Below are 25,921 nucleotides of genomic sequence, written 5' to 3' on the forward strand. Positions count from 1 at the left end.
GATTTATTCGTTTACTTTAACCATTGCCGGGCGCAAGACTCTGCCTTTTAACGTATAGCCTTTTTGCAGTTCCATTAATACAACGCCAGGTTCGGCTGTTTCGTCTTTTTCCTGCATGACGGCTTGGTGGAAATTCGGGTCGAATGGCTCACCAAGTGCTTTAATTTCTTCTAAGCCTTCGCGCTTAACCGCTTCAAGCAAAGATTTCTGAACCATTTCCATGCCTTTTAATAAAGACGCAGATTCTTCGCTTTTTGTTTCAACAGATAGAGCCCGATCAAAATTGTCCATTACAGGAAGCAAGTCAGCCAGCAATGACTGCGAGCGGAATTTCTCCGCGTCTTGCCGTTCTTTTTGGGAGCGGCGCTTGAAATTGTCATAATCAGCCAATAAACGAAGATATTTGTTCTGCTCAGCTTCCAATTCCGCTTTCAAGGCAGCAACTTCATCCACTTCCGGGGCTTCCGCTGTTTCTTCAGCAGGTCCAGCAGCTTCATCAAGAACGAGTTCTTCTTGCTGCTCCACTACGTCCCCTTTTGTTTCAGTTTGGATTTCCTGATCTAGTTCTTCTGTCGATTTTTGAGGTTCTTTTTCATTAGACAAATCCTGTTCCTCCTTTTGTTCACTTGCCCCTGATCATTCGGGTCAGTTCTTTCGATAAATCGCCGCTAAGTGTGTCGAGCAACGTGACAACGCGTTTATAATCCATGCGTTTTGGACCGACGATAGCAATTGATCCCGTCTGTTCTTCCCCGATATCGTATGAAACGGTGATCACTGAGCAATCTTCCATTGCTGAAAGCGCATTTTCCGAACCGATCCGTATATGGAGCCCTTGGCTGCCTACAGGAAGAATCATGGGAATATGTTTGGACTCTTCCATCACATCCATAAGATTCCTGATTTTATGCAAATCGTGGAAATCCGGCTGGTTCAGGATGTTCAGCTTTCCGCCATAGTAGACATTGTCCTCTTGCGGAAGGATAACCGCTTTTCTGAAGGTCGAAAAAAGTTCGCCATAGCGGTTAACATGCTGTTTGAAGATCGTCAAAGTTTCCTGTTCCAAACGGCGGTGCAAGTCGTTCAATGAAACACCGACTAGCCGTTCATTTAAGATATTGACCATCTTTTCAATATCCGAAGGATCCAGCCCTTGCGGTATTGTAAAGACCCGGTTTTCTACATGGCCGTTATCCGTTACGATAATTGCCACTGCAGTATCCATCGTCAAAGGGACAATCGACAGCTTTTTAACTGTATGCTTCCGCATATTGGGCCCAAGCAGAATGGCTGTATAATTCGTCAATTCCGATAGGATCATGGCAGACCGTTTGATCACTTCTTCGGTTTCTGCAATCTTATCATCAAAAATGGAACGAAGCTGCACGATATCTTCTTTAGGCAGCGGACGCGGCGTCAGCATATGGTCGACGTAGTAGCGATACCCCTTTTCCGAAGGCACCCTGCCGGAAGAAGTGTGGGTTTTCTCAAGAAAACCCAAGCCTTCCAAATCAGCCATCTCATTACGGATCGTTGCCGGACTAAATGGGATTTCGGATTTTTTAGAGAGTTGGTTCGATCCGACCGGCTGAGCTGATTGAATGTAATCATCTACTGTTACTTTTAAAATGAGCAACTGCCGTTCTGTTAACATGATCATCACCTCTGTTAGCACTCAATAGGTGTGAGTGCTAAGACTACCTTAAAATTATCAAATTCTCATAGCCTTGTCAACGAATGCGCTTTTGTTTTTGTCAATGAAAGACAAATTTTTTAAAACTGATTTTCGCCGGCTGAAGCAGTTCATTTCTGCCACGCAAAATTAAGCAAGCAGGAACTTCTCAAAAACTTCATTGCCGACAAAGCGGCCATGCTTCGTTAATTTGATCCGGCCTTCTTCAATGGCCAAATTCTTTTTGCCGATCTCCGCGGCGATAATTTCGCCGTACACTTCCTCAAGCGAACGGCCGAACTTTTCCTGGAAATGCGCAAGCGATACGCCTGCCGTCTTCCGGAGGCCAAGGAACATTTCTTCTTCCATTTGCTCATTCATAGGCACCTCATGCGTGCTGAGCAAAGGACGGTTCCCTTCATCAAGCGGCCCCATGTATTTTTTTAAGGGCCCTGCATTAGAATAGCGAATGCCTCTTACGTAGCCATGCGCACCGGCGCCGGCGCCAATGTATTCTTCATTGTCCCAATAAATGAGATTATGCCGGGATTGGAATCCTGGCCGCCCAAAATTCGAAATTTCGTATTGTTTCAAGCCGCGCTGCTCCATTTCGGCCATCAGCTTTTCATACATATCCGCTTCCAGATCCTCGGTCACGGCATTGAGTTTGCCTTTTGTCATCAAGTTATAAAAAACCGTCTTCGGTTCAATGATCAAGGAGTAGGCAGAGAAATGCGGCAAATCGAATGCGAATGCCTGTTTCAGTGTATCTTCCCATTGCGCCATCGTTTGCCCCGGCAGCCCGTACATCAAATCGAAGCTGATGTTCGTAAAGCCGACTTCGCGCGCTTCTTTTACCGCACGGTGCACGTCCTGATTGCTGTGGGTGCGTCCAAGGCGCTGCAATAGATCGGCATCGAACGTCTGGACGCCCATGCTCAAGCGGTTAACGCCTCCTGCAAACAGCACTTCCATTTTTTCTTTTGTCAATTCATCCGGATTCGCTTCCGATGTCCATTCCAGCTTTTCCGCCATCGGCACGTATTCATGGATGTAGCCCAATAATTTTTTTAATTGGTCTGGGTCGAGCGATGTCGGAGTGCCGCCGCCAAGAAAAATAGTTTCCAACGGCTTATCGAGCGCCCCTTCCTGTTTCCAAAGCGCCAGCTCTTTTCCAAGTGAATCAATGTAGGCATCCACAGGCTGGTCTTTAAAAAAGACTTTATTGAAATCACAGTAATGGCAGATCTGGTGGCAAAAGGGGATATGGATGTACAATCCCTTGACCATAGTATTCCTTCTTTCTAATAGGAAAAGGAGGCGCAAAATCGGCCTCCTCCTTTTGTTTATTTTGATTGGTCGTCCATTTTCAGGATGGCCATGAATGCTTCTTGCGGCACTTCGACAGAGCCCACTTGCTTCATGCGCTTCTTGCCTTCTTTTTGTTTGTCCAAAAGCTTGCGCTTACGGGAAATGTCCCCGCCGTAGCATTTTGCCAGAACATTTTTGCGCATCGCTGAAATCGTTTGGCGGGCAACAATTTTTTGGCCGATGGCAGCTTGGATCGGCACTTCAAATTGCTGGCGGGGGATCAACGTCTTCAATTTGTCAACGATGACTTTTCCTCGCTCATAAGCGAAATCGCGGTGCACAATAAAGCTTAATGCATCCACTTGTTCACTATTCAATAAGATGTCCATTTTTACAAGCTTCGACTCTTTATAGCCGATCAATTCATAGTCAAATGAAGCGTAGCCTTTTGTGCCTGATTTCAATTGGTCGAAGAAATCATAAACGATTTCGGCTAACGGCAATTCATAGACGATGCTGACACGCGAGTTGTCTACATAATCCATCGTCAGGAAGTTGCCGCGTTTTTTCTGGCAGATTTCCATAACGGCTCCGACGAAATCATTCGGCACCATGACTGTTGCTTTTACGTACGGCTCTTCTACGACGCGGATCTTCTGCGGATCCGGCATCATCGCCGGGTTGTCGATATTCAATACTTCGTCATCCGTCATGTGGACATGGTAGATAACACTTGGAGCTGTTGTAATCAAATCGATATTGAACTCGCGCTCGATGCGCTCTTGAATGATTTCCATATGGAGCAATCCCAGGAATCCGCAGCGGTAGCCGAAGCCAAGCGCTTGGGACGATTCAGGCTCAAATTGCAGCGCCGCATCATTCAATTCCAGTTTTTCAAGTGCATCGCGAAGGTCATTGTATTTCGACGTATCGATCGGATATAAACCGCAGTATACCATCGGGTTCAAGCGGCGGTAGCCTGGCAATGCTTCTTTTGCCGGGTTGTTTGCAAGCGTAATCGTATCCCCGACCGTTGCATCGCCTACATTTTTAATGGCAGCTGTCAGGAAGCCGACATCGCCGACCGTCAATTCTTCGCGGAGCGTTGCGCGCGGAGTGAAGACTCCTGCTTCGATGACTTCAAATTCTTTGCCGGATGCCATCATTCGGATGCGGTCTCCCGGTTTCACCGTTCCTTCAACAATCCGTATATATGAGACAATGCCGCGGTACGGATCGTAGACGCTGTCAAAAATCAAAGCTTTCAAAGGTGCACTTGGGTCACCTGAAGGCGCCGGAACTTTTTCAACGATCTGTTCAAGGATTTCTTCAATACCGATGCCCGCTTTCGCTGAAGCCAGAACCGCTTCTGAAGCGTCCAGCCCGATGACATCTTCCACTTCTTGGCGGACACGTTCCGGATCTGCTGCAGGCAAATCAATTTTGTTGATGACCGGCAGAATTTCCAAGTCGTTGTCCAGCGCTAAATAGACGTTTGCCAATGTTTGGGCTTCAATCCCTTGCGCTGCGTCGACAACCAGCACTGCGCCTTCACAAGCAGCAAGGCTGCGGGAAACTTCATATGTGAAATCGACGTGCCCAGGAGTGTCAATCAAGTGCATGATATACGTTTCTCCGTCTTTTGCTTTGTAGTTCAGCTGCACGGCGTTTAGCTTAATCGTAATTCCGCGTTCGCGTTCCAGGTCCATGGAATCCAGCAATTGCGCTTTCATCTCACGTGAGCTTAATGCTTCTGTCTTTTCTAGTATGCGGTCAGCAAGCGTAGATTTCCCATGATCGATGTGTGCGATAATGGAGAAGTTACGGATTTTGCTTTGCCGGGATAATCTTTCCTCATGATTCATTCTCTTCACTCCCATATAAACTACTATGAATTATAGCAGTACAGCCGGTATTCAGCAATGTAAGACTGTTGAAATGATTTTGGTGTCAAGGCAAACTTCTTTGCACATATCTATTGCATTCCTTTTCCCGATTTGATAAAATAACTCATGTTGTATAGAGACATAAAAGATACATGAGATGATTCCATCTCTGTTCCTATTTGTCTAGGAGGTGAAATACATGCCAAACATTAAATCTGCAATCAAACGTGTCCGCACGAATGAAACGAAAAATGCTCAGAACTCACACGTGAGATCAACAATGCGTTCTGCGGTTAAAAAAGCTGATACAGCTCTTCTTAACAAAGATGAAAACGCTGGCGATTCTGTAAAAGCAGCGATCAAACAAGTGGAAAAAGCAGCTTCTAAAGGTCTTATCCACAAAAACACAGCAGCTCGTAGAAAATCTCGCTTGATGAAAAAACAAGCGTAACAGCAAAAGGCCGATTCCCTTATGGGAGTCGGCCTTTCTTCTTTTTTCAGCGTGCATCTGCCGCTTTCGATTTCCGTTTCATCAAAAAGAACTCCAGGATCCGTTCGCGGTTTCCGCTTTGCGTTTTCAACTGCAGATCGATGTCCGCTAAATCGTCCAGCACTTCCAGCAAACGCTGTTCGGAAATTTGCTGGCGCTTTTCCACCAACAATTTGACGCGGTACGGGTGCGCCTTCAATTGCTTGGAAATCGCCTGTGCGTGATAGCCTTTTTTCTGCAAATAAAACACATGCACCATGAAACGGATCTGAGAAGCGAGCAGCGCCGTCAAAGCGACCGGCTCTTCCTTCTGGCGGATCAAATCGTAGTAGACGCTGAGCGCCCCGCTGACATCTCCGTCCAAATAGGACTGCAGCATTTTGAACGCATCCTGTTCAAGGGTCCGCGCCGTCATCTGCTCGATCAACCCGACCGTAATCTCTTCTTCATCCGCCCCGAGATAAAGCGACATCTTCTCAAGCTCCGACGACAAGAGCGTCAAATTGGTCCCGGCCATCTCCACCAGTTTCTGGGCTGATTGCTTGTCCAACGCCTTGCCGTAATTTTTCGCTTCATGGACCAGCCACGTTTCCAAATCATGCGCTTGCAGCGATTTCGCTTCCACCATGATTGCCCGCTGCTTCATGAGCTTCGTAATTTTTTTGCGTTCATCCAGTTTCTCGTAAGGCGCCACAAAAACCGTCACGGAACTGGACGGCGGATTTTCGAGCCATGCTTCCAGCGCTTTTAAATTGTGGTCGATCTTTTCCTTTCCGCGTTCAGCCGCTTTCAGGAAAGAAGCGTTTTTCGCGATGATCAATTTTCGGTCACTGAAAAACGGAATCGTATCCGCTTCTTCTATTACATAATCGACAGGCACTTCGTCCAGGTCAAAGTGAATGAACTCCGGTTCTCCGTCCGTCAATTTCGTTTTCAACAGATCCAAAGTTTTTTCGATGAAATAACTTTCCGTCCCTGTAATGATGTATACAGGATCGATTTGCCCACTGCGTATCGCTTTCCATACTGAAGTGATCATAAACCGCACCTCCTCCCTCTACTATATCGGATTTTCAGCCGTTTTGGTATTTTGACATTTTTGTGTCTGCCGCTAAATTCCTTTAGATTAATCCGCTTCAATCTAGATTTTTCCACACCCATCGCTTATAATAAGAGGGAATTAGGAGGGATAGCAATGAATGAATTTGAACAGAACGTACAGTCGAAGCGCAATGACGCGATCGACGCAGGAATGGGATTTGTTGTATCATTCGTATTTTTTGCAGCTATCTTTATTATTGCGGCAGTAGTGCAATTTGTAGCTCGCTAAATAGAAAAAAGGTTCCGCCTTTATGGGCTGGAACCTTTTTTTATTGGGCGCATGGCTTCCAATCTCATTTCTCCCTGATCCCAGGAAAATTCAAGCGTCCCCCGCTCTGCTGTATTAATCGTTTTCAACCCCAGATCCTCAAAACGCTGCACCACTTCATCTGCCGGATGGCCATAGCGATTGTCTTTGCCCGTAGAAAAAATCGACAGGGCCGGGTTCACCATTTCCAGGAAAGGTTCGCTGCTGGACGTTTTGCTGCCATGATGCCCGACTTTGAGCAGCGTCAGATTTGCGATTTTCTCTCCGTACTTCTCAAGGAGCTCCCTTTCCCCTTCCGCTTCCAGATCGCCGGTAAAAAGGATCCGCATTTCCTCTGATTCCAATAGCAGTACCAACGAATCGTTATTGCCTTCATAAAGGCTGTCTGCAGGCGACAAGTACGTAAAATTGATGTTCCCCGAACGCCAGGAAGAGCCAGCATATGGAAAAGCAGCAGAAGCTTCTTGAGCATACGGCGCAAGTGCCTGCATCAGATCCGTTTCGGCTGAACCCGGCGTTAAATGAAGCTGTTTGATGGACAGGAGCTTAAATAATTCGTCTGCACCTTCTGCGTGGTCCGCATCTGCATGAGAAAGCACCAAAATATCAACAGCAGAAATCCCTTTCCCTTTCAAATAAGGGACAACAATTTGGCGGCCGATTTCATAAGGCTTCTCCCGCTCCTGAAAAGTTTCCTGATCAAAACGCAAAAGCCCGCCGGCATCGATCACATAGACCCCTTTTCGGTACGGCAATTCAATTACCGCACTGTCACCCTGCCCTACATCCAAAAACGTGATTTTCAGATTGTTGTCGGCATAGGGCATCAATGTAAACAAAATCGCCGGAACGATCAAAACGAGCAACTGCCATAGGCGAAAGCCCTTTTCAGCCAGCACGTAAAAAATCAATACGCTTGCCATCAGCAGAACGGCCATAAGCGGTTCCGGCTTTCCCGGGTTCCACATTTGATGCGGAATTCGAGCGAGCCATTCCATCAGTTCAGCAATAAGGCTCCGCACCGGCTCATAAATGGGAAAAAGAAAGTCTGCGCCGGCCGGCCAAAGGAAAGTCATGCCTAAGAGAACTAAATTTACCGGCAAAATAACTGCGGTATAGAGTGGCACAAATAAACTGTTGACTAAAAAAGACGAAAGGGAAATTTCATAGAAATGATGCAGCAGCAATGGATACAAACTTAGTTGGGAAACCGCGGTGATGATCAGTCCATTTTTAATTGCCGAAGCCGACAAGGATAAAAACCGGCTGGAATAGATGATGGCAAACGTAGCGCCATAAGATAATTGAAACCCGATATTATACAATAGGGCCGGATTCCATAACACGAAAAAGATGAAACTTGCGGTTAACACATGCGAAATCGGCCACTTCAATTTGAAGAGGCTTCCTGCCAGGACAATGCATACCATACAGACGGAACGCCAGATGGACGGCGCTCCCCCGGCAAGCAGTGCATAGAGCGGCAAAATGGCCAGCATCCACAGAACGACCGATTCTTTTCGAAAATGGAGCCGGATCAATAGAAAATAGGCGATGCCTGCGATAATCGCCACGTGAAGTCCGGAAATGGCAAATAAATGCGTAATGCCAAGCGTTTGAAATAATTGCCGGTCTTCGGGGCTCATACGGTCTTGCTCGCCGATTAATAGCGCTTCCGCCTCAACAGATATACCTGCTGGAAAACTTTCGCGGATGTGTGTTTTTAAAGATTCGCGCCTGCTCGACATCCAGCTGTTGAAGGTGCGGTTTTCAGCGATCGCATGAATGGCTTCTATTTTCAACAAACCTTTCGCGCCGTTATGCTTCAAATATTTCTTCATATCAAAAGCAAAACGATGGGACGGCTCAGAGGGCTCTTCGAAAGCACCGCTTACCTGTAAGGTCGATTTAAAAAGCGAATTTTCATAAAGCGCTTTTTCTTCAGCGGATTCAAACCGGTATTTGGCATAAACCAGTTCCTTGCCATCGAGCTTGGCAAATCCGCGGAGCCCGTCTCCATCGATTGTATAATTGGCTAAAAACAGCAATTCGCCGGTAAACTTTGAACCGGATTGCGCTTCTTCTTGTTGCCGGATCTCCTGCAGCGCAAAAAACGAGCAGGCCGCCACCCCGATCAATGCCATGAATAAAAGAGGTTCCCGTTTCCAGGCCATCCACAAAAAAAGCAGCGCCATGAAACCAAGCATCCTCGGTGATTCATGCGCTGCATAAGTCGCGGCCATCGTAGCCGCCGCGAAATAAATGAAGAAATTCGGACTTATACTTCGGCTTCTTCTACTTCTTCCACTTCTCCGAATAATTGTTTCACCCGTTCATTGTAATGGGCCAATTCTTCATCGCTGCCGCCTTTTTCCCGCAATTTTTCGAGCAATTCCATGTACAAAGCTGTCTTCTCTACGCTTAAGAAATCAATTTTGCGTTCATCGAATGGCACTTGCACCACTTCAACGCCGGCTTGTTCAAGCAATTCGATTGCATATTCATGGTTTTTGTAATCCGCTGCATAATACAGCCTCGCTATGCCGGCTTGAATGATCGACTTCGTGCATTGGAGGCAAGGGAAATGGCTGACATACATATCCGCACCGCCGACATTGATGCCGTATTTGGCGCATTGCAAAAGTGCATTCATTTCGGCATGGATGGTCCGTACGCAATGTCCATCCACCACATAGCAGCCTTTGTCGATGCAATGGTCGCCGCCTGAAATCGAGCCGTTGTAGCCGCCTGCCATAATCCGGCGGTCCCGGACTATCGTCGCTCCAACAGATAGCCTTGTACATGTGCTTCTTAATGCTAGTAAATGGCTTTGCGCCATGAAAAATTGATCCCAAGTTATTCGCTTCATCTGATTGCCTCCTGCTGGTTAGTTAAAATAAGTGTAGCAGAGGCGAAAATTTCGTCAACCGTCCTTTAGGCTCATAGCCGGTTAATTCACCGTAATGGCCTCTTTCAGTTTTTCAAAAGTTTTGTCGCCAATGCCTGAGACTTTCGTTAAGTCTTCGATGCTTTGAAAATTTCCGTTTTCTGTCCGGTAGGAAAGAATTGCTTCAGCTTTCGACGGACCAATGCCCGTCAATGTCATCAATTCCTCAGCCGTTGCTGTATTCAAATTAACGAGCGGACTGCCGTCGGCTGCGGCAGGCTGCCCGGCCTGAATGGCCGGAACAGCTCCTTCCTCTCCAATTTCCGGAACGTAGAGAACCATTTCATCTTGTACGACCATCGCTAAATTGATGGACAACGTTTCAGCCGTTTCTAAAAATCCGCCAGCTGCCTGAATCGCGTCTTTTGCACGCGCTCCTGTCTGCAGTTCATAAACGCCTGGATTGGCAACTTGGCCTTTAATATCGACCATGATCACTTCAGGTATGGGATTGCTTTCGATGGGGGTTTCAGTTTGCTGTGGGGGCTCGGGCTGGATCAGTTCCAGCGTCGCTTCTGGATCATCTTGAGGAGCTAAAAAATAGATGGCTGCGGCTATTAAGGCAATGGCCGGGATCAGCAGCCAGCCGATGTTGTCTTTCAACTGTGAAAAGTTCAGTCAGTTTCCCTCATTTCCACAATCGGCAATCAGACGGAAGCTGTCTGAATTATATATCAACTTTCGGTCCATGTCGAATTTATTTTCAGCCAGCAGGATCCGAATACAAAAAACCATCCGCAAGGATTGCGGATGGCAAATTTTATTTTTTGACTGCGTGGAAAAAAATGCGTTCGCTGTCATCACCAGGTTTTTCATTTGTAAAATCGGCTGTGGTTTCCATTACTTCAAAACCTGCATCTTCGAGCCAAGCGCTATACTGCTCAACCGGAAACGTCCGCTGTTCGTGCGTTTCTTCAAACCGCTCGAAAAATTCCCCATTGCGGATAAAGAAGGTCAAGTCATGGATTACGCTGTGGTCAAAATCGCCTTCAGCTGTATGCCAAATATATGAAATATCTTCTCCGTCATAAACAAACGGGCTTTCCATATAAATATGATCCACTTTATAGAGAGAATGGACATCAAAGAAAAAATGTCCGCCCGCATTCAGTGCACCATGCACTTCTTTGAATGTTTCCTGGACTTGTTGTTCGGTTTCCAAGTAATTCAATGAATCAATGGCGATTGTAACGGCATCAAAGCCAGCTAATCCTTCCAGATGGTCCATCGATAATTGGAGCAGCGGAATTTGGAGCTGGGCATCCTGGAAACGCTGGCTTGCAATAGCCAACATTTCTTCTGACAAGTCGCTCGCTGTCACTTGATAGCCCATTTCAGCAAAAAGCTGCGAAAGGGTTCCTGTCCCACACGCCAAATCCAGCAAAGTGCCGGATTTCACATGGGCAGCAACCCATTCCACATATCGTTCATACGGAATATCTTCCATCAGTTCATCGTAAACTGATGCAAATTTTCCGTATCTCATATTTCCATTTGTGGAGCTTCTCTCCACAAGCGCTCCAAGTTGTAGTATGACCGTTCATCTTTATGGAAAACATGGGCCACCACGTCTCCAAGATCGATCAAGATCCAACGCGCAGCATCAAATCCTTCAACGCTCTTCACTTCATTTCCCGCTTTGTTTGACTGCTCAATCAATTCACGGGCGATCGCTTGGACTTGGCGGTCAGAGTTCCCGCTGCAAATGATAAAGTAATCAGCAAGAAGCGAGATGCCTTCCATATTCAAAACCACGATATCCTCGGCTTTTTTATCCTCTGCGGCATCGTATGCCATTTGTAGTAATGTGTGTTTAGTCATTCTTCACTTTCCCTTTCTGTTGCACGAAGTATTCATAACACTTCAGTGAATCCGGATAAACCGGCTGATTTTTTGATGTTAAAAAGTCAATCGTATGCTTGACGCTGGCTTCCATCATAACATCCAATCCTTGATCTTTTAATTGTCGCAATTCTTCAACTCCTGAAAATTTGCGGTTCGGTTCCACAAGATCGGCAATATAAATCACTTTTTCTAAATCCGACATTCCCGGGCGTCCCGTCGTATGGTAGCGGATCGCGTTCAAGATGTCTTCATCGGTAACGCCGAATTCATAGGCAGCAACATAGGCGCCGACTGGAGCGTGCCATAATTCAGAATGGTATTCGAGAAGCAAAGGATCCATCTGCTGCTTTTCAATGATGGATTTCATCCATTCCCGGTCGGAAAATTTAGCAACATCATGCAAAATCGCCGCAATCTGCGCTTTTTCTTCCGAGACGTTGAATTTTTGGGCTAAAGCCATTGCAGTCTTCATCACCCCGAGTATATGATTAAACCGGTTTTCAGGAACGCGTTTCTTCACTCTCTGAAGCATCGTGCTCCGATCCATATAACCGCTCCTTTCGAATATAAGCTCCCACTTTTTCCGGAACCAAAAAGCGAATCGTGCCTCCTGCAGAAGCGCGGCTGCGAATCATCGTTGACGATAGATGGATTTCTGGCGAGTCGATCATTTGCACTGGATACGGGCTTATATGGGAATAGCCTGGCCGTTTAATCCCGATAAACCGGATCATCGCTGCCAGTTCATCTATGCGGTGCCAAGTATTCAAGCCTTCCACCGTGTCTCCGCCAATAATGAAATAAAATTCGCTGTCGGGTTCCTTTTCGCGCAGTTTTGATATCGTATCAAAGCTATAGGAGACTCCGCCTTGCCTGATTTCAAAATCTTCGACGCAGAAATACGGCGTGTCTTCAACTGCGAGCGCCGTCATTGCCAAACGTTCCTTTGCACCTGCACCGCTGACTTCTTTATGAGGGGCAATAAAATTCGGCATAAAGCGCACTTCGTCCAAACCGACGGCGTGGAATGCTTCATTGGCCATGATCAGATGGCCGAGATGAGGTGGATTGAAAGTTCCGCCTAGTATCCCGACTCTTTTCATTTGCTCACCGGCAGCTCGATCCGTTTTTTATTGACCGACGGTTTGTAAAGCACGACGGTATGGCCGATCAATTGAACCAATTCCGCATACGTGCCTTCAGCCAGCTGGTTCGCTACGTCGTGTTTGTCATCTTCGTTGTTTTGAAGAATGCTGACTTTAATCAATTCTCTGGCTTCCAAAGCTTCCTCGATCTGGCGCAGCATCGTTCCGCTGACGCCCCCTTTGCCGACTTGGAAAATCGGATCTAAATGATGGGCTTCGCTTCTCAAAAAGCGTTTTTGTTTACCTGTTAACATAATTTCCTCCTAGTTTATCCGTGATGATGTGGATCATTTTTTCAGTATCCGGACGAATGCCCGTCCATTTTTCAAAGGCAATGGCGCCTTGATAGACAAACATGCCGACGCCGTTCAAAATCCTGCATCCTTTTTCTTTTGCCGCTTTTAGAAACGGAGTTTCAAGCGGCGTATAGATAATATCCGCCACCAGTGAATCCGGCTGAATCTGGTCCAGCGAAAGCGGCAAGGCTTCGCCTTCCGCGAGCCCGACCGAAGTCGTCTGGATAATAATGCGGAAATCCCCTAAAGACTTTTCAGCATCCTGCATCGTGATGGCTTCGCTTCCTGTAGCTGCTGCCAATTCTTCTGCCCGTTGATAGGTTCGGTTAGCGATCGAGACGTCATGAAAGTTAGCGCGTTTCAATGCAAAAGCAATGCCCCGTGCTGCACCGCCTGCTCCGATGATCAGCACTTTTTCATGGAGCGCAATCTGCTCAGTCATGAGCGACCGGACAAACCCGTCTCCGTCCGTATTCCAGCCTTTATAGGATTGGCCATCAAACGTCACCGTATTGACAGCGTCCATAATGATGGCCGTTTCATCCAATTCATCCAGAAAAGGAACGATGGCCTGCTTGTGCGGCAAAGTGATGTTAAATCCGCCCACACCAAGCGTTTTCAAAGCATCGAACGATTCTTTCAAACGCGCCGGTTTTACATGGACCGGAATATAACTGGCATCGACCCCGTGTTCGTCCATCCACAAATCATGCATAAAGGGCGATAGGGAATGGGCGATCGGATCTCCTATTACGGCATACCATTTCTTCATGAAAATCCTCCTAAATCAGCGATGGACGCAAAATCACTTCGACGCCTTTAGGTGCATAGGCAGCGATCACTACATTCGGATGCTGGACAGTAATCCATCCAAGGCCTGAAAATACGATATCTGTTTTACTATCTTTTACCCGGAATTCATGGCGCACTAACTCCGGGAAATCTTCCTTATATTCAGCAGAAGGCGGAGCTAGCATTCCGCCCAGGTGCTGTTCATATAAAGCATCTGCATTTTCCAGCTTTGTCCGGTGAATTCCAAGGTCGTTGGCGACATGGGCAGTGAAAGAAGAGCGGTCCCCTTTAATAAAATCAAAGCGGGCAAGGCCGCCGATATAAAGCGTTTGTTCCGCATTTAATTGGAAAACGCGCGGCTTCAGCTCTTTTTTCGGCATGATCATTTTCAAGTCGGCCGGATTCAAATAATGCGCAAGCTGATGATGGTTGATGATTCCCGGCGTATCGTATAGCGAACGTTTGTCATCCAGCGGGATTTCAATAATATCAAGTGTCGTTCCCGGGAAATGGGAAGTGGTGATAATATCAGACTGCCCGGTTGCCTGTTTGATAATGCGGTTGATGAACGTCGATTTCCCGACATTCGTAGAGCCGACCACATAGACATCTTGCCCTTTGCGGTATTTATCGATCAAGGCCATCGCTTCATCTATTCCAGTGCCTTTATGGGCACTGACCGTTAAGATGTCAATCGGCTTCAAGCCCAGTTTCTTCGCTTCTTGCTTCATCCAGTTGACCAGTTTTTGCTGTTTGACTGATTTCGGCAATAAATCTGCTTTATTGGCAATCAACAGGATGTCGTTGTTTCCGACAAACCGGTGAAGGCCTGGCAGCCAGCTGCCGTTAAAATCAAAGATATCAACGATTTTCACAATCAGCCCTTTGCGTTCTCCTAGTCCATTCAGGATTTTCAGGAAATCGTCATCTGTCAGTGAAACCGGCTGCAGTTCGTTGTAATTTTTCAAACGGAAGCAGCGTTGGCAAATAATTTCTTCTTTATCTAAAGACGATGCAGGAGCATATCCCAGTTCGCCGGGGCGATCTGTCTGGATTTGCGCTCCGCATCCGATGCATGTTGGCATTTCGTTCAATTTTCTTCCTCCCAAGTAAGTTGACCTTTTTGTTTTAGTTTTTTCATGATGCGGCGTTCCACCATTCGGTTAAAACGCGTAAAGAAACCGTCTGACTGCGCGACTGGCAGCACAAGAATGGTGTGGAATTTGTTCAAGTTGCCGCCGAAAATATCCGTCAGCATCTGGTCTCCGATAACCACGACATTTTCCCGCTTTACATGCATAATGGCCAAAGCTTTACGAAAAGCCCGTCCCATCGGCTTTCTTGCCTGAAAAATAAAAGGGATGCCAAGCGGATCCGCAAAAGACTTCACGCGAAGTTCATTATTATTGGACACAATGACCACTTGGATGCCGGCATCCTTCATGCCCTTCAGCCATTCAATCAGCATCGGCGTCGCATCTGCTCGGTCCCATTCAACTAAAGTATTGTCCAAATCCGTGATGATTCCTGTTACATTCTGTTCCAAAAGCATCTCTGGCGAAATGTCATAGACTTTTCTCACGTATTGGCTCGGTATAAAATATCGATACACTGCAAACAACTCCTGTTTCTCCGAACTTAATGCTATTGATTATACCATATATGCGAGTGCTTCTCCCATATAGATACGTTTTCCGGCGCTCACATTCCCGTAAAATTCAATGCTGTCTTTTTCAAAGAAAAGCACTACAGTCGAACCGAAGCTGAAATAAGCAACTTCCTCTCCCTTTGCCCATTGATCCGACAGATTCGTCAAACGAATAGAATTTACGAACATGGCACCGACTTTCACCGACAACATGTGCCCGAATTCCGTTTCAAGCTCAGAAACCAGACGATAATTCCCACTTAGAGGCGATTTGCCAAACTTTAGCCCCCATCCATTAACAGGATACGATTTTTTTCCAAGGAAATATTGCTTGACGATTTTCCCATTCGCCGGACTGTGTATTCGGTGGTAATCGGCAGGAGAAAGATAGAGAACAATGTATTTCCCTTCCCGGTACCGGTCCGCTAACGCTTTACTGCCTAGCAGATCTGCAAGAGAATAATGCTGGCCTTTCACAAGAAATTGAATGCCTTCATGCAAATCTCCTACAATTTCGATTTGGGCATCCACTGGCGACACAATCTCCGCATCAGCAATCGGCCGGCTCTCCGGCTTCAATGTACGAATGAAAAAATCATGCAAAGTCGGAAAAGATGTGAGTGGATTTTCGATATCGTTTGTATCAATTTTGTAAGTTTTAATATAGCCAGGCACAAACTTTCGGCTTATCGGTGATTCAGCAAATTTCTTGACCAGGCCAGAAGTTAAAGGGCCGTTCGTCAATTCAATTGATTGCTGATAAAGTTTTTTCTTCACAGGAGCACCTCCATCGCTTAAAATAGTCTACCATTTTTTGGCCTTTCACAGTATAATGAAATGAATAAGCGGGTTATAAATATACAGTGTCTTCTTAAATTCGCCCGTTCTGTTGGCATGCATGCCGGATTATGCCATACTGAATAATCCCCCGCCTACTCCACCGAAAAGAATGTACACGATAAAATCGCAGGCATTTGTAAATTACATCTGCTGTAGACTAGACAAAAAAGGAGTGTTTTCCATTGCTGATAATCGAACGAATGGATAGCACAATTAAAAAGCTGAGATCTCAAACTGCAAATATGCTCACTATCGGCAATATGACTTTTGGCGGCGCCTCAATCATGGCCTCGTTAAACGGCTTCTATAGCTATAGCGTACTTTTTATTTTCATTGCCGCATTTCTAGACCGTTTTGATGGAATGGTCGCAAGAAAGTTCAATCAGGAATCGGAACTTGGCAAACAGCTCGATTCGATGAGTGACATCATCTCGTTCGGTGTTGCACCCGCAATTCTAATCTATGAATTGGTTTTGACCGATTTCGGCATAACGGGCATGGTGTTCACGGTGATTTATATAGCCAGCGGCGCTTTCAGGCTCGCCCGCTTCAACATCTCTGAATCGAACGGCTATTTTGTTGGTTTGCCGATCACGGCAGCCGGAACAGTTGTCACGTTGTCCTTTTTCGGAATTTCGGTATTTCCGCCAGTTGCTTTCATGTTTCTTTTCATGATTTGCTCCATCTTGATGATCAGCACATTTACCTTAAGAAAAGTTTAAAAGCTGGAAGCGTTGTAAAAAACGCTTCCAGCTTTTTTCTTTTGCTCATACGAATGAATTAAATTCGGTCTGCCAAGCGCTCGATTACATGAAGAACGATTTGCGTCGAATGTTTTGCCGCTACCGGAAGGAATTCATCAAAAGAAATATTCGATTCTTTGCCGGCGATGTCGGATAGCGCACGGATAACGACAAAAGCCACATTAAATTGATAGCACACCTGCGCAACGGCAGCTGCTTCCATTTCCGAGGCTTTCATTGCTGGGAAAAACTCCCGCACTTTCGCTACGCGTTCCGGATCGTTCATGAATGAGTCGCCTGTAGCAATCAAGCCAACTGCATGAGCGTGCTCTCCGATCTCTTCTACCGCTTTTACGGCCAGTTCAATCAATTCTTCATTGGAAGTAAAAGCAGCCGGCATTTGCGGCACCTGGCCCATTTCATAGCCAAAAACCGTCACATCCACATCATGGTGGCGAACTTCGTCTGAAATGACAATCGCGCCAACTTCCAATTCTTCATCAAATCCGCCAGCGGATCCCGTGTTGATCACGATATCCGGTTTGAAGTGATGAAGCAAAAGGGTTGTCGACATGGCTGCGTTCACTTTCCCGATGCCGCTTTTCAGCAAGACAACTTCTTGGCCTTTATATGTACCGGAGGTGAACTCGCAATTTGCAATCGTTTCTGTCTCCGTATTCTCCAAACTGCTCCGCAGCAGTTCCACTTCTTCTTCCATCGCACCAATTACGCCAATTTTCATTTTATTATCATCCTTTCGTCCTTAAATCATTTCGAAAAAAAAGACGCCTTATTAATAGGCGCCATCAAGCGTTTTTAATACATCCATTTTAACAGGTTTCCAGCCTTCGCTGTCAACCCATTCAAGATGGACGCGATATTTTTGGGATTGGTCTTTCGACTGAACGACACCGATGGATTTTTGCGGCCCACCGCCGTTTTTCACCATCATGATATACATATTATCTTCGCCTAAACCCGTCGCATAAGAAATGGCCTGGATTTTTTCATTCCAATCTACTGAACCTTTTTCATAGACCGAAACATGGTTGCCGGATTGGGAAGTGCCGACCGGCTCCCAGCTCGTGTTGATGACGGTTTCTTCCACGATAGGATCATTTGATTCCTCACGCGTAATTTTTCCGCCAACCGTCACTTTGCCTTCTTCTGCTTCCTCGGCACTGTCTTCTTCAGCTGCTGCGTTCTCGTCAGCAGTTTCAGCTTCTGTGTCTTCGGCAGCCTCTTCGGTCGATTCCTCTGTTTCTACTGCTGTGTCCGTGTCTGTCGTTTCTTCAGTTGTTGCTTCGTTTTCTGCTGCACTCGTATCTTCTTCGCTCGTTTGCTGTTCAGTATCTGATGCGATTTCCACCTGTTCAGGCTCCGCCGCATTTTCTTCTCCATTATCCAGGAATATAAAAGCTCCCGTAATAAGGATTAATGTAAATACCAAACCGATCATCATATTCAAAATAGAATTGGACCGGTTTTTCTTTTTCAAACGAGAAGGATACGGTTTTTGTTCATTTGACATTCAATTGCCTCCTCTTCACATTATTTTAGCATAATGCGCTCTAACAAATTTGACGATTTGACGAAAAGAATGTTTCATTTTCGATTATTTTTTAATAAAAACAGCCATTCTTACTAAGAATGGCTAAAAGTATTAGGTAATTGAAATGATTTTAATTTCCATTTCGCCGCCTGGTGTCAAAACTTTAACATTTTCTCCAATCGTGCGGCCGATCATGCTTTTTGCAATCGGCGAGTCATTGGAAATGCGTCCTTCCAATGGATCTGCTTCAGCTGACCCAACGATTGTATAAGATTCTTCGTCGCCATCCGGAACTTCTACAAAAGTAACCGTTGTTCCTAAACGGACGATATCTTTGTTCAATTCATTTTCGTTGATGATGACCGCATTGCGGATCATCGATTCCAATGTTGAAATTCGACCTTCTACAAATGCCTGGTCTTCTTTAGCCGAATCGTACTCAGAGTTCTCGGAAAGATCCCCGAAACTGCGTGCTATTTTGATCCGTTCAACGACTTCTTTGCGTTTTACGGTTTTTAAGAAATCCAGTTCTTCTTCCAACTTCTGCTTTCCTGCAGCTGTCATCGGAAATTGTTTTTCGTTAGCCATTGTTCCCACTCCTTCAACTGCTGACTTTGGATTGTTGCTATCCGTCAGTCTCGTATCATCATATTATAAACTGTCAATCTATTCAAGAATTGTTTTAATTTTTGTAACCATCAAGTCAATTGCGACTTCGTTCTGCCCGCCTTCAGGGATAATCACATCTGCATAGCGCTTTGTCGGTTCGATAAATTGATTGTGCATCGGACGTACAACGGTCAAATATTGCTCAATGACTGAATCGATCGTCCGTCCCCGCTCATTGATGTCGCGCAGCAAACGGCGGATGATCCGCAAATCGGCATCGGTATCGACAAATAGCTTAATGTCCATCAAATCGCGAAGGCGCTGGTCTTCAAGGACAAGAATGCCTTCTAAAATGATGACGTCTTTCGGCTCAATCGCCACCGTTTCTTCAGCACGGGTATGTAGGGCATAATTATAAACAGGCTTTTCGATCGGTTTTCTATCGATCAATTCATTGATATGGTCGATCAGCAAATCCGTATCGAAGGCAAGCGGATGATCATAGTTCGTTTCCAGCCGTTCCTCAAATGCCAAATGGCTTTGGTCTTTGTAATAGTAGTCCTGCTCAATCACCACTACTGAATTTTCTTTGAATACTTCATAAATGGAATTCGTTACGCTCGTCTTGCCTGAGCCGGATCCTCCTGCAATTCCAATTACGACTGGACGGTTTTTAGACATTCTTCCATACTCCTTGCAAACTATATTATTTTTTGAATGGCTTTTTACGGCAAATCATGATGCCGTCTCCTACTGGCAGCAACTCCACTTCGTAAGAGGGGTGATTCAGCATATGTTCTTTGAAGGCTTTGAGATTCCGGATCATTGTCCGTTTTCTTCTTGGAATTTCCGAAATCTCCATATCGGCCATGCCGTGCATATGCATATTATCACAATAGATCAAGCCGTTGTCAGCCAACAGGCTTTCGTATTTCACAAAAAACTTTTCATATTGCCCTTTGGCCGCATCAATGAAAATCGCATCATAGGAAGGCTTCAACTGCGCTAAATTCATTTCCAATGCATCGGCATGGAAAATGCGGATCGCCTCGCTCATCCCGGCAAGCGAAATAAATTCCACCGCTTTCTCGTAGCGGGTATCATCCCGTTCAATCGTATCAACGTGGCATCCCGGCATTCCAGCAGCCATTTTAATGGCTGAAAACCCGATTGCCGAACCGATCTCCAAGATATGGTGCGGCTTTTGCTCTTTTAGCAAAACGAGCAATTCGTCTATTCCGGACTCTTCCATAATCGGCACGTGATGCGTTTCTGCATATTTTCTGACCAATGCCAAAGCAGCGGATAAATTCTGTTGTTCCATCGTTAAAAGCTCCTTTTTACCGCAGCAAAAATTACTACCTATAATAACATAAAACAAGAAGGAATGCGAGGTCGCTTCCTTCTTGTCCATCATCAGTTGCCGATGTATTCAGCCTGATTCTTCAAATGTTCGTCATATGTCTTAGCAAAATGATTGACTCCCTCGGAATCAGCTAAGAAATAATAGTATTCCGTCGTAGCAGGATCCAACACAGCCTGGATTGAGGAAGCTCCGGCTCCGGCAATCGGCCCCGGCGGCAATCCTTTGTTTTGATAGGTGCTATACGGATCTTCGAATTCATAGTCTTTATTGAACAAACGTTCTTTATGTTCGCCCATTGCATAAATGACGGTCGGGTCTGTCTGCAGCGGCATACCGTCGTTCAAGCGGTTGTAGAAGACACTGGCAATCGTTTCACGGTCTGCCTGGGCTGTCGCTTCCTCTTCAAGAAGCGAAGCGAAAGTCAGCAGCCAATGCGGCGTCTTTTCCATTTCTTCGAGTACCGCCTGATATTGGGATACGACTGAGTTCGTAGCATCCAACATCTGTTTAATGATCAAATCTAATGACGGATCTTCTTCGTAAAACGGATAAGTTGCCGGGAATAAATAGCCTTCCAGGGCAAACTTGACGTTTTCGCCTTTGATTTCATCGGTCAAGAGCGTCGGGTACTCATTCATCAACTGGTCGATGTAAGCTTCATCCGTTACACGCGCCATGAATTCTTCAGCTGTGTAATCGGTTTTTTCTTCAATAACCCGCGTTGCAATTTCTTCGAGCGTCAGCCCTTCAGGGACCGTGATTGAGAACAGCGGTTCACGGTAGACTTTGCCGGTTTTCAAGCTTTCCGTAATTTCATCCAGCGTCATCGACGGCAATAGACCATACGTTCCCGCCTGGAAATCTGAATGATTGTTGAACTTCACGTAATATTTGTAGATGCGGGCATTTTTAATCAGCCCTTTTTCTTCGAGCAATTCCGCAATGCTGTCCAGATTCGAACCGATCGGCACTTCGACCTCAATCACTTTTTCAGAATCCGGATTGACCGGCTCTAATGCACTCGTGACAAAATTATAGGCCAGGAATCCAGCGACTCCGACAATCAGCAGCAGGACCAAGGCAATAATCGCCACAATCCGCCGGACTACCTTCGTTTCTTTCTTCTTTTCGCTCATCCGTTCGAACATGATCTGTTTCTTTGACGGCTTGTCCATGGGTTCCCCCCTTAGCTTTATCTTCATTCCATTTTAATGGCCAGCAAGACTCTGCCCGGATAAGCAGAAAATCACTGGCCACTCTCATTGGTTCCACACTATTGAAACGCAGCAGGAATGAAGAAGTTCCATGTCTTAAAGTATCTCTCTATCAGTATACAGAAATCGTCCCAAAAGAAAAAGACGGAATCAGCCTTCAATTCCGTCCCTTTCCAATTTAGATTAAAATTCTTCTTCTTGTTCCTCTTCTTCAAGGAACGTGTTCAGCATTTCTTCGATCATGTCCCACTCTTCGTCCGTTTCAACCGGGCGAAGTTCGCCGCCAGCGATTTTTCCATCTGCATCTTCGTTTTCAGTGAAAGAAGAAGCCTGGATTTCAATTTCGCCTTCGTCATCTTCCTCAGCGCCTACCGGGAAATACAAAACGTATGATTTTCCGAAATCCTCTGATTCAAATGTAAACAATACCTCAAATAATTGTTCGTTGCCGTTTTCATCTACGACCGTAATATGCTCTTGTCCGTGTTCCATTTGGGTCACCTCATCATTTTTTAAAATCAAGATAGCCTTGCAAAATCATGACTGCCGCCATCTTGTCGATCACTTTCTTGCGGTTCTTTCGGCTGACGTCTGCTGAAATCAGCATTTTTTCTGCCGCCATCGTCGTAAGCCGTTCATCCCATAGCACAACCGGCAGGGAATACGCTTCTTCAAGCAGAGCTGCAAATTTCTCAGATGCTTCGGCGCGCGGACCGATTGAATTGTTCATGTTTTTCGGATAACCGACAACGATCTGGCTGACTTCGTACTGTTTGATCAATTCACCTAAACGCTCCAGGCCGAATTCACCTATTGCTTCATTGATTTTGACAGTTTCGATGCCTTGGGCCGTCCACCCAAGCGCATCGCTGATGGCAACGCCAATTGTTTTCGAACCGACATCCAGTCCCATTGTTCTCATGTTATTCCTCGTTATTCTTTTTGATGTAGAATTTCACAAGCTCTTCCAGAATTTCATCCCGTTCAAGTTTGCGAATCATATTGCGTGCATCCTGGTGGCGAGGAATATAAGCCGGATCACCTGATAATAAATAGCCGACAATCTGATTGATTGGGTTGTACCCTTTTTCTTCAAGTGCAGCATGAACCTGAAGCATCACATGCTTCACTTCCTGCTCCATCGATTCATCAGACGGATTGAATTTCATAGTTTGATCAAATGAACTCACGACAAGCACCTCGCTTTCGGATTTAGATAGGAGATAAACGTTCTCGCTGCCTGACTCTCATTATAAACGATATCTCCCATTTATTAAACCTATTTGAGCAAGTTGTAGACAGATTCCAAAGCTTCATCCAGTTTTTCCGGATTTTTCGCACCCGCCATCGCCATATCCGGACGGCCGCCGCCCTTGCCTCCGCAAAGTTCAGCTACGTGTTTGACGATTTGTCCGGCATGATAGTTCCCGCCGGCCAATTCTTTTGTCACACCTGCGACCAACATGACTTTTTCACCGTCAGCAGCACCCAGCACAATAACCGCTTTCTCAAATTTCTGTTTCAAATCGTCCATCATTTGGCGCAATTGGTTGTTGTCTTTGGCTTCAACGCGTGCAGAAAGCACCGTAATATCATTTACTTGGCGTGCAGCTGCCATAATTTCAGAAGACTGGGCATTCGAAACTTTTGCCATCAACGATTCGTTTTCGCGCTGAAGGTTTTTCATTTCCTGCTGGAACGATTGGACTTTTTGGATCAGGTCTTTTGTCGAAGATTTCAATAGGCCCGCAGTTTCTGTAAGCAAGTTTTCGCTGTCTTTCAAGTTTTCATAAGCGCCTTTGCCCGTTACTGCTTCAATGCGGCGAATGCCGGCACCAATGCCGCTTTCCGAAACAATTTTGAAGACGCCGATTTCAGCTGTATTTGCTACATGGACACCGCCGCAAAGCTCAAGCGAATAGCCGCCGATTTCAACAACCCGGACCACGTCGCCGTATTTTTCGCCGAACAAGGCCATAGCCCCCATGTCTTTTGCTTCCTGCAAGTTATGGTAGCCGGTTTGTACGGAAATGCCTTCCCAGACTTTCTCGTTGACGATTCGTTCGATTTGCTCCAGTTCCCCACTCGTCACTTGCCCGAAATGAGAGAAGTCAAAACGGAGTCGATCCGGTCCGACATAAGAACCCGCCTGATTGACGTGTGTCCCTAAAGTGTCTTTTAGTGCTTGGTGCAATAAATGCGTTGCCGTATGGTTTTTGACCGTGTGGCGGCGTTCGCTTGCATCCACTTGCGCGTGTACCGATGCTTTCGTCAATTCCCCGGTTTCCACTCTGACCGAATGGAGGTTTTGGCCATTCGGCGCTTTTTTCACATCGAGCACGACAGCTTTCACCAAGTCGTTCGTCAATTTACCGTGGTCAGCAATCTGACCGCCGCTTTCAGCATAGAATGGCGTCTGGTCCAGAATAACCTGCACTTCTTCCCCTTCATGCGCGCTTTCAGCCAACTCGCCGTCTTTAATGATGTAAAGGATTTTTGCATCTGCTACCGTTTGTGTATAGCCGATAAATTCGCTCGCCTCTTTAATGTTCCCCAGCACTTCCGATTGCGTCTGCATCGAGTTGACGTTCTGGCGCGCACTGCGTGCACGGTCGCGCTGTGCTTGCATCGCTGCTTCAAATCCGGCGTGGTCAATCGTCATGCCTTCTTCTTCCGCATATTCCTCTGTCAATTCAACTGGGAATCCGTACGTATCATACAAACGGAATGCATCTTCTCCAGGAATTTCCGAATGGCCGGCTGCTTTTTGCTGCTCGACGACTGTCGATAGAATCGCTAAGCCATCATGCAAAGTTTCATGGAAACGCTCTTCTTCCAATTTCATGACGCGGATGATGAAATCTTTTTTATCCGTCACTTCCGGATAGAAATCGTTCATGATGTCTCCGACTACCGGCACCAGTTCAAACATAAACGGTTGTTCAATGCCCAGCTTTTTCGCATAGCGGACAGCCCGGCGCAGCAAGCGGCGCAGAACATATCCGCGTCCTTCGTTTGATGGAAGCGCTCCGTCTCCAATTGCAAAGGCAACGGTACGGACGTGGTCGGCGATGACTTTGAATGCCATATCTGCCTCTTCGTCTTCGCCGTATTTCTTGCCGGAAATCTCTTCCGTTTTCGCAATGATCGGCGTGAATAGATCGGTATCGTAGTTTGTCGGAACGTCTTGAACGACAGAAGCCATGCGCTCAAGTCCCATACCGGTATCGATGTTCTGTTTCGGAAGCGGTGTATACGTATGGTCCGGATTGTGGTTGAACTGAGAAAACACCAAGTTCCACACTTCCAGGTAACGGTCGTTTTCGCCGCCAGGATACAATTCCGGGTCATTCATGTCGCTGCCGTATTTTTCGCCGCGGTCATAGAAGATTTCCGAGTTCGGTCCGCTTGGGCCTTCGCCGATATCCCAGAAGTTTCCTTCCAGGCGAATAATGCGCTCAGCCGGCACGCCGACTTCATTCAGCCAAATATCGTATGCTTCTTCATCTTCCGGATGGATCGTGACAGAAAGCTTTTCAGCATCGAAGCCCATCCATCTTTCGTCGGTCAAAAATTCCCAAGCCCAATGGATCGCTTCTTTTTTGAAGTAATCACCGATGGAGAAATTCCCGAGCATTTCGAAGAACGTATGGTGGCGCGCTGTTTTACCGACGTTTTCGATATCGTTTGTGCGGATCGATTTTTGCGCATTGACGATTCTCGGATTATCGGGAATCACGCGTCCATCAAAATATTTTTTCAACGTGGCGACACCGCTGTTGATCCACAATAATGAGGGATCTTCGAACGGGACTAAAGGCGCGCTCGGTTCTTGATCGTGGCCTTTTTCTTTAAAGAATTCGATATACAATCTTCTGATGTCTGCCGCTTTCATGTTTTTCATCGTTATTCCTCCTCAATTCTTTTAGCTAAAGCCGGTTTGGGCGGCAAGCGCGGGGATCGGGCACAATAAAAAGCCCCCATCTCTTGCGCTTGCGCAAGGGACGAAGGCTTTAATTCGCGGTACCACCCTAATTACACGGAAAACATCCGTGTCTCTCATTATGCCTTAACGCGGCGTGACGGCAGGGATTAGCTGCACTCCGGAGTAGCTTTCTAAAATCGCATGCGGAAGGTTCTTTCAGCCTCGGGAACCTTTTTCTGTACAGCTGCCAAATTATACTGTCTCCATCAAT

General features: G+C 46.2%; 30 protein-coding genes and 1 other annotated feature (1 of these 31 cut by a window edge). Of the genes, 3 read left to right on the plus strand and 27 right to left on the minus strand.

What is annotated here, in order from left to right:
* Nucleotides 1-3: 3 nt before the first annotated feature.
* The 4 genes from grpE to lepA form a co-directional block, all read right to left on the minus strand.
* Nucleotides 4-603 (minus strand): nucleotide exchange factor GrpE, encoded by a 600-nt coding sequence (gene grpE, locus BN1080_RS09415; protein WP_052651806.1) that lies wholly within the window; start codon nucleotides 601-603, stop codon nucleotides 4-6.
* Nucleotides 604-622: 19 nt separating this feature from the next.
* Nucleotides 623-1,654 carry a heat-inducible transcriptional repressor HrcA gene (hrcA, locus tag BN1080_RS09420; protein WP_052651807.1) on the minus strand — a complete coding sequence of 344 codons (1,032 nt, stop codon included), beginning with the start codon at nucleotides 1,652-1,654 and terminating at the stop codon, nucleotides 623-625.
* A 168-nt stretch (nucleotides 1,655-1,822) separates the two neighbouring features.
* A complete protein-coding gene (hemW, locus tag BN1080_RS09425) occupies nucleotides 1,823-2,962 on the minus strand; it encodes a radical SAM family heme chaperone HemW (RefSeq protein WP_052651808.1) in 1,140 nt (379 codons plus the stop codon).
* Nucleotides 2,963-3,018: 56 nt separating this feature from the next.
* Entirely contained in the window at nucleotides 3,019-4,848 is a 1,830-nt protein-coding gene (gene lepA, locus BN1080_RS09430) for a translation elongation factor 4 (protein ID WP_052651809.1), read from the minus strand.
* Between the two features lie 220 nt (nucleotides 4,849-5,068).
* Here lepA and rpsT point away from each other — a divergent pair, with 220 nt between their 5' ends.
* Complete coding sequence (gene rpsT, locus BN1080_RS09435; protein WP_052651810.1) at nucleotides 5,069-5,320, plus strand: 30S ribosomal protein S20; 252 nt, start codon at nucleotides 5,069-5,071, stop codon at nucleotides 5,318-5,320.
* Nucleotides 5,321-5,366: 46 nt separating this feature from the next.
* On the opposite strand, the gene holA is transcribed toward rpsT, so the two are convergent.
* Nucleotides 5,367-6,398 carry a DNA polymerase III subunit delta gene (holA, locus tag BN1080_RS09440; RefSeq protein WP_052651811.1) on the minus strand — a complete coding sequence of 344 codons (1,032 nt, stop codon included), beginning with the start codon at nucleotides 6,396-6,398 and terminating at the stop codon, nucleotides 5,367-5,369.
* Between the two features lie 156 nt (nucleotides 6,399-6,554).
* On the opposite strand from holA, the gene BN1080_RS17010 reads away from it, so the two are divergent.
* Nucleotides 6,555-6,689 carry a YqzM family protein gene (locus BN1080_RS17010; RefSeq protein ID WP_036806444.1) on the plus strand — a complete coding sequence of 45 codons (135 nt, stop codon included), beginning with the start codon at nucleotides 6,555-6,557 and terminating at the stop codon, nucleotides 6,687-6,689.
* A 20-nt stretch (nucleotides 6,690-6,709) separates the two neighbouring features.
* Here BN1080_RS17010 and BN1080_RS09445 read toward each other — a convergent pair whose 3' ends face one another.
* From BN1080_RS09445 to BN1080_RS09500, 12 genes are all read right to left on the minus strand, one after another.
* Nucleotides 6,710-8,923: a DNA internalization-related competence protein ComEC/Rec2 gene (locus BN1080_RS09445; RefSeq protein WP_234398955.1), complete on the minus strand. Its 2,214-nt coding sequence runs from the start codon at nucleotides 8,921-8,923 to the stop codon at nucleotides 6,710-6,712.
* 83 nt (nucleotides 8,924-9,006) lie between these two features.
* A complete protein-coding gene (locus BN1080_RS09450) occupies nucleotides 9,007-9,597 on the minus strand; it encodes a ComE operon protein 2 (RefSeq protein WP_052651813.1) in 591 nt (196 codons plus the stop codon).
* A gap of 81 nt (nucleotides 9,598-9,678) precedes the next feature.
* Nucleotides 9,679-10,278 (minus strand): helix-hairpin-helix domain-containing protein, encoded by a 600-nt coding sequence (locus BN1080_RS09455; RefSeq protein ID WP_234398956.1) that lies wholly within the window; start codon nucleotides 10,276-10,278, stop codon nucleotides 9,679-9,681.
* A gap of 157 nt (nucleotides 10,279-10,435) precedes the next feature.
* Nucleotides 10,436-11,161: a class I SAM-dependent DNA methyltransferase gene (locus BN1080_RS09460; RefSeq protein ID WP_052651814.1), complete on the minus strand. Its 726-nt coding sequence runs from the start codon at nucleotides 11,159-11,161 to the stop codon at nucleotides 10,436-10,438.
* Nucleotides 11,158-11,496, minus strand: a complete 339-nt coding sequence (rsfS, locus tag BN1080_RS09465; RefSeq protein WP_052651815.1) for a ribosome silencing factor — start codon at nucleotides 11,494-11,496, stop codon at nucleotides 11,158-11,160. The genes BN1080_RS09460 and rsfS overlap by 4 nt, the downstream gene beginning before the upstream one ends.
* Entirely contained in the window at nucleotides 11,489-12,067 is a 579-nt protein-coding gene (gene yqeK / locus BN1080_RS09470; RefSeq protein ID WP_052651816.1) for a bis(5'-nucleosyl)-tetraphosphatase (symmetrical) YqeK, read from the minus strand. Before yqeK ends, rsfS begins: the two co-directional genes overlap by 8 nt.
* On the minus strand, nucleotides 12,021-12,623 hold the full coding sequence (locus BN1080_RS09475) for a nicotinate-nucleotide adenylyltransferase (RefSeq protein WP_052651817.1): 603 nt from the start codon (nucleotides 12,621-12,623) through the stop codon (nucleotides 12,021-12,023). Before BN1080_RS09475 ends, yqeK begins: the two co-directional genes overlap by 47 nt.
* Nucleotides 12,620-12,919 (minus strand): ribosome assembly RNA-binding protein YhbY, encoded by a 300-nt coding sequence (gene yhbY / locus BN1080_RS09480; RefSeq protein WP_052651818.1) that lies wholly within the window; start codon nucleotides 12,917-12,919, stop codon nucleotides 12,620-12,622. The genes BN1080_RS09475 and yhbY overlap by 4 nt, the downstream gene beginning before the upstream one ends.
* Nucleotides 12,906-13,733 (minus strand): shikimate dehydrogenase, encoded by an 828-nt coding sequence (gene aroE / locus BN1080_RS09485; RefSeq protein WP_052651819.1) that lies wholly within the window; start codon nucleotides 13,731-13,733, stop codon nucleotides 12,906-12,908. Before aroE ends, yhbY begins: the two co-directional genes overlap by 14 nt.
* Before the next feature lie 10 nt (nucleotides 13,734-13,743).
* The gene (yqeH, locus tag BN1080_RS09490; protein WP_052651820.1) at nucleotides 13,744-14,847 is read right to left on the minus strand and encodes a ribosome biogenesis GTPase YqeH; all 1,104 of its coding nucleotides are present in this window, start codon (nucleotides 14,845-14,847) and stop codon (nucleotides 13,744-13,746) included.
* Complete coding sequence (locus BN1080_RS09495; protein WP_267882913.1) at nucleotides 14,844-15,374, minus strand: YqeG family HAD IIIA-type phosphatase; 531 nt, start codon at nucleotides 15,372-15,374, stop codon at nucleotides 14,844-14,846. Before BN1080_RS09495 ends, yqeH begins: the two co-directional genes overlap by 4 nt.
* A 30-nt stretch (nucleotides 15,375-15,404) precedes the next feature.
* Entirely contained in the window at nucleotides 15,405-16,178 is a 774-nt protein-coding gene (locus BN1080_RS09500; RefSeq protein ID WP_052651822.1) for a phosphatidylserine decarboxylase, read from the minus strand.
* 245 nt (nucleotides 16,179-16,423) lie between these two features.
* Here BN1080_RS09500 and pssA point away from each other — a divergent pair, with 245 nt between their 5' ends.
* Nucleotides 16,424-16,963, plus strand: coding sequence for a CDP-diacylglycerol--serine O-phosphatidyltransferase (pssA, locus tag BN1080_RS09505; RefSeq protein ID WP_052651823.1), 540 nt, complete (start codon nucleotides 16,424-16,426; stop codon nucleotides 16,961-16,963).
* Between the two features lie 58 nt (nucleotides 16,964-17,021).
* Here the strand turns inward: pssA and mtnN are convergent, their stop codons facing one another.
* The 10 genes from mtnN to alaS form a co-directional block, all read right to left on the minus strand.
* Nucleotides 17,022-17,726, minus strand: a complete 705-nt coding sequence (gene mtnN / locus BN1080_RS09510) for a 5'-methylthioadenosine/S-adenosylhomocysteine nucleosidase (protein WP_052651824.1) — start codon at nucleotides 17,724-17,726, stop codon at nucleotides 17,022-17,024.
* Nucleotides 17,727-17,777: 51 nt separating this feature from the next.
* Nucleotides 17,778-18,515, minus strand: a complete 738-nt coding sequence (locus BN1080_RS09515) for a DUF1510 family protein (protein WP_052651825.1) — start codon at nucleotides 18,513-18,515, stop codon at nucleotides 17,778-17,780.
* Between the two features lie 132 nt (nucleotides 18,516-18,647).
* Nucleotides 18,648-19,124 carry a transcription elongation factor GreA gene (greA, locus tag BN1080_RS09520; protein ID WP_052651826.1) on the minus strand — a complete coding sequence of 159 codons (477 nt, stop codon included), beginning with the start codon at nucleotides 19,122-19,124 and terminating at the stop codon, nucleotides 18,648-18,650.
* 78 nt (nucleotides 19,125-19,202) lie between these two features.
* Complete coding sequence (gene udk / locus BN1080_RS09525; RefSeq protein ID WP_052651827.1) at nucleotides 19,203-19,826, minus strand: uridine kinase; 624 nt, start codon at nucleotides 19,824-19,826, stop codon at nucleotides 19,203-19,205.
* Nucleotides 19,827-19,851: 25 nt separating this feature from the next.
* Nucleotides 19,852-20,469, minus strand: coding sequence for an O-methyltransferase (locus tag BN1080_RS09530; protein WP_052651828.1), 618 nt, complete (start codon nucleotides 20,467-20,469; stop codon nucleotides 19,852-19,854).
* 92 nt (nucleotides 20,470-20,561) lie between these two features.
* Nucleotides 20,562-21,686 carry an endolytic transglycosylase MltG gene (gene mltG, locus BN1080_RS09535; protein WP_052651829.1) on the minus strand — a complete coding sequence of 375 codons (1,125 nt, stop codon included), beginning with the start codon at nucleotides 21,684-21,686 and terminating at the stop codon, nucleotides 20,562-20,564.
* Nucleotides 21,687-21,908: 222 nt separating this feature from the next.
* Nucleotides 21,909-22,217 carry a DUF1292 domain-containing protein gene (locus BN1080_RS09540; protein ID WP_052651830.1) on the minus strand — a complete coding sequence of 103 codons (309 nt, stop codon included), beginning with the start codon at nucleotides 22,215-22,217 and terminating at the stop codon, nucleotides 21,909-21,911.
* Nucleotides 22,218-22,230: 13 nt separating this feature from the next.
* A complete protein-coding gene (gene ruvX / locus BN1080_RS09545; protein WP_052651831.1) occupies nucleotides 22,231-22,647 on the minus strand; it encodes a Holliday junction resolvase RuvX in 417 nt (138 codons plus the stop codon).
* A gap of 1 nt (nucleotide 22,648) precedes the next feature.
* A complete protein-coding gene (locus BN1080_RS09550; RefSeq protein WP_052651832.1) occupies nucleotides 22,649-22,915 on the minus strand; it encodes an IreB family regulatory phosphoprotein in 267 nt (88 codons plus the stop codon).
* Between the two features lie 89 nt (nucleotides 22,916-23,004).
* Entirely contained in the window at nucleotides 23,005-25,629 is a 2,625-nt protein-coding gene (alaS, locus tag BN1080_RS09555) for an alanine--tRNA ligase (protein ID WP_052651833.1), read from the minus strand.
* A gap of 93 nt (nucleotides 25,630-25,722) precedes the next feature.
* Nucleotides 25,723-25,921, minus strand: a binding site (T-box leader); it runs 8 nt beyond the window's last position.

Origin of the sequence: Planococcus massiliensis, assembly GCF_000821325.1 — a bacterium.
GTDB lineage: Bacteria > Bacillota > Bacilli > Bacillales_A > Planococcaceae > Planococcus > Planococcus ruber.

Bases quoted from the DNA above. Each gene is read 5' to 3' on its own strand.
- hrcA (WP_052651807.1), bottom strand. From the start codon at position 1,654: ATGTTAACAGAACGGCAGTTGCTCATTTTAAAAGTAACAGTAGATGAT.
- hemW (WP_052651808.1), bottom strand. From the start codon at position 2,962: ATGGTCAAGGGATTGTACATCCATATCCCCTTTTGCCACCAGATCTGC.
- lepA (WP_052651809.1), bottom strand. From the start codon at position 4,848: ATGAATCATGAGGAAAGATTATCCCGGCAAAGCAAAATCCGTAACTTC.
- rpsT (WP_052651810.1), top strand. From the start codon at position 5,069: ATGCCAAACATTAAATCTGCAATCAAACGTGTCCGCACGAATGAAACG.
- holA (WP_052651811.1), bottom strand. From the start codon at position 6,398: ATGATCACTTCAGTATGGAAAGCGATACGCAGTGGGCAAATCGATCCT.
- BN1080_RS17010 (WP_036806444.1), top strand. From the start codon at position 6,555: ATGAATGAATTTGAACAGAACGTACAGTCGAAGCGCAATGACGCGATC.
- BN1080_RS09445 (WP_234398955.1), bottom strand. From the start codon at position 8,923: ATGGCGCTGCTTTTTTTGTGGATGGCCTGGAAACGGGAACCTCTTTTA.
- BN1080_RS09450 (WP_052651813.1), bottom strand. From the start codon at position 9,597: ATGAAGCGAATAACTTGGGATCAATTTTTCATGGCGCAAAGCCATTTA.
- BN1080_RS09460 (WP_052651814.1), bottom strand. From the start codon at position 11,161: ATGAGATACGGAAAATTTGCATCAGTTTACGATGAACTGATGGAAGAT.
- rsfS (WP_052651815.1), bottom strand. From the start codon at position 11,496: ATGACTAAACACACATTACTACAAATGGCATACGATGCCGCAGAGGAT.
- yqeK (WP_052651816.1), bottom strand. From the start codon at position 12,067: ATGGATCGGAGCACGATGCTTCAGAGAGTGAAGAAACGCGTTCCTGAA.
- BN1080_RS09475 (WP_052651817.1), bottom strand. From the start codon at position 12,623: ATGAAAAGAGTCGGGATACTAGGCGGAACTTTCAATCCACCTCATCTC.
- yhbY (WP_052651818.1), bottom strand. From the start codon at position 12,919: ATGTTAACAGGTAAACAAAAACGCTTTTTGAGAAGCGAAGCCCATCAT.
- aroE (WP_052651819.1), bottom strand. From the start codon at position 13,733: ATGAAGAAATGGTATGCCGTAATAGGAGATCCGATCGCCCATTCCCTA.
- mtnN (WP_052651824.1), bottom strand. From the start codon at position 17,726: ATGAAAATTGGCGTAATTGGTGCGATGGAAGAAGAAGTGGAACTGCTG.
- BN1080_RS09515 (WP_052651825.1), bottom strand. From the start codon at position 18,515: ATGTCAAATGAACAAAAACCGTATCCTTCTCGTTTGAAAAAGAAAAAC.
- greA (WP_052651826.1), bottom strand. From the start codon at position 19,124: ATGGCTAACGAAAAACAATTTCCGATGACAGCTGCAGGAAAGCAGAAG.
- udk (WP_052651827.1), bottom strand. From the start codon at position 19,826: ATGTCTAAAAACCGTCCAGTCGTAATTGGAATTGCAGGAGGATCCGGC.
- BN1080_RS09530 (WP_052651828.1), bottom strand. From the start codon at position 20,469: ATGGAACAACAGAATTTATCCGCTGCTTTGGCATTGGTCAGAAAATAT.
- mltG (WP_052651829.1), bottom strand. From the start codon at position 21,686: ATGGACAAGCCGTCAAAGAAACAGATCATGTTCGAACGGATGAGCGAA.
- BN1080_RS09540 (WP_052651830.1), bottom strand. From the start codon at position 22,217: ATGGAACACGGACAAGAGCATATTACGGTCGTAGATGAAAACGGCAAC.
- ruvX (WP_052651831.1), bottom strand. From the start codon at position 22,647: ATGAGAACAATGGGACTGGATGTCGGTTCGAAAACAATTGGCGTTGCC.
- alaS (WP_052651833.1), bottom strand. From the start codon at position 25,629: ATGAAAAACATGAAAGCGGCAGACATCAGAAGATTGTATATCGAATTC.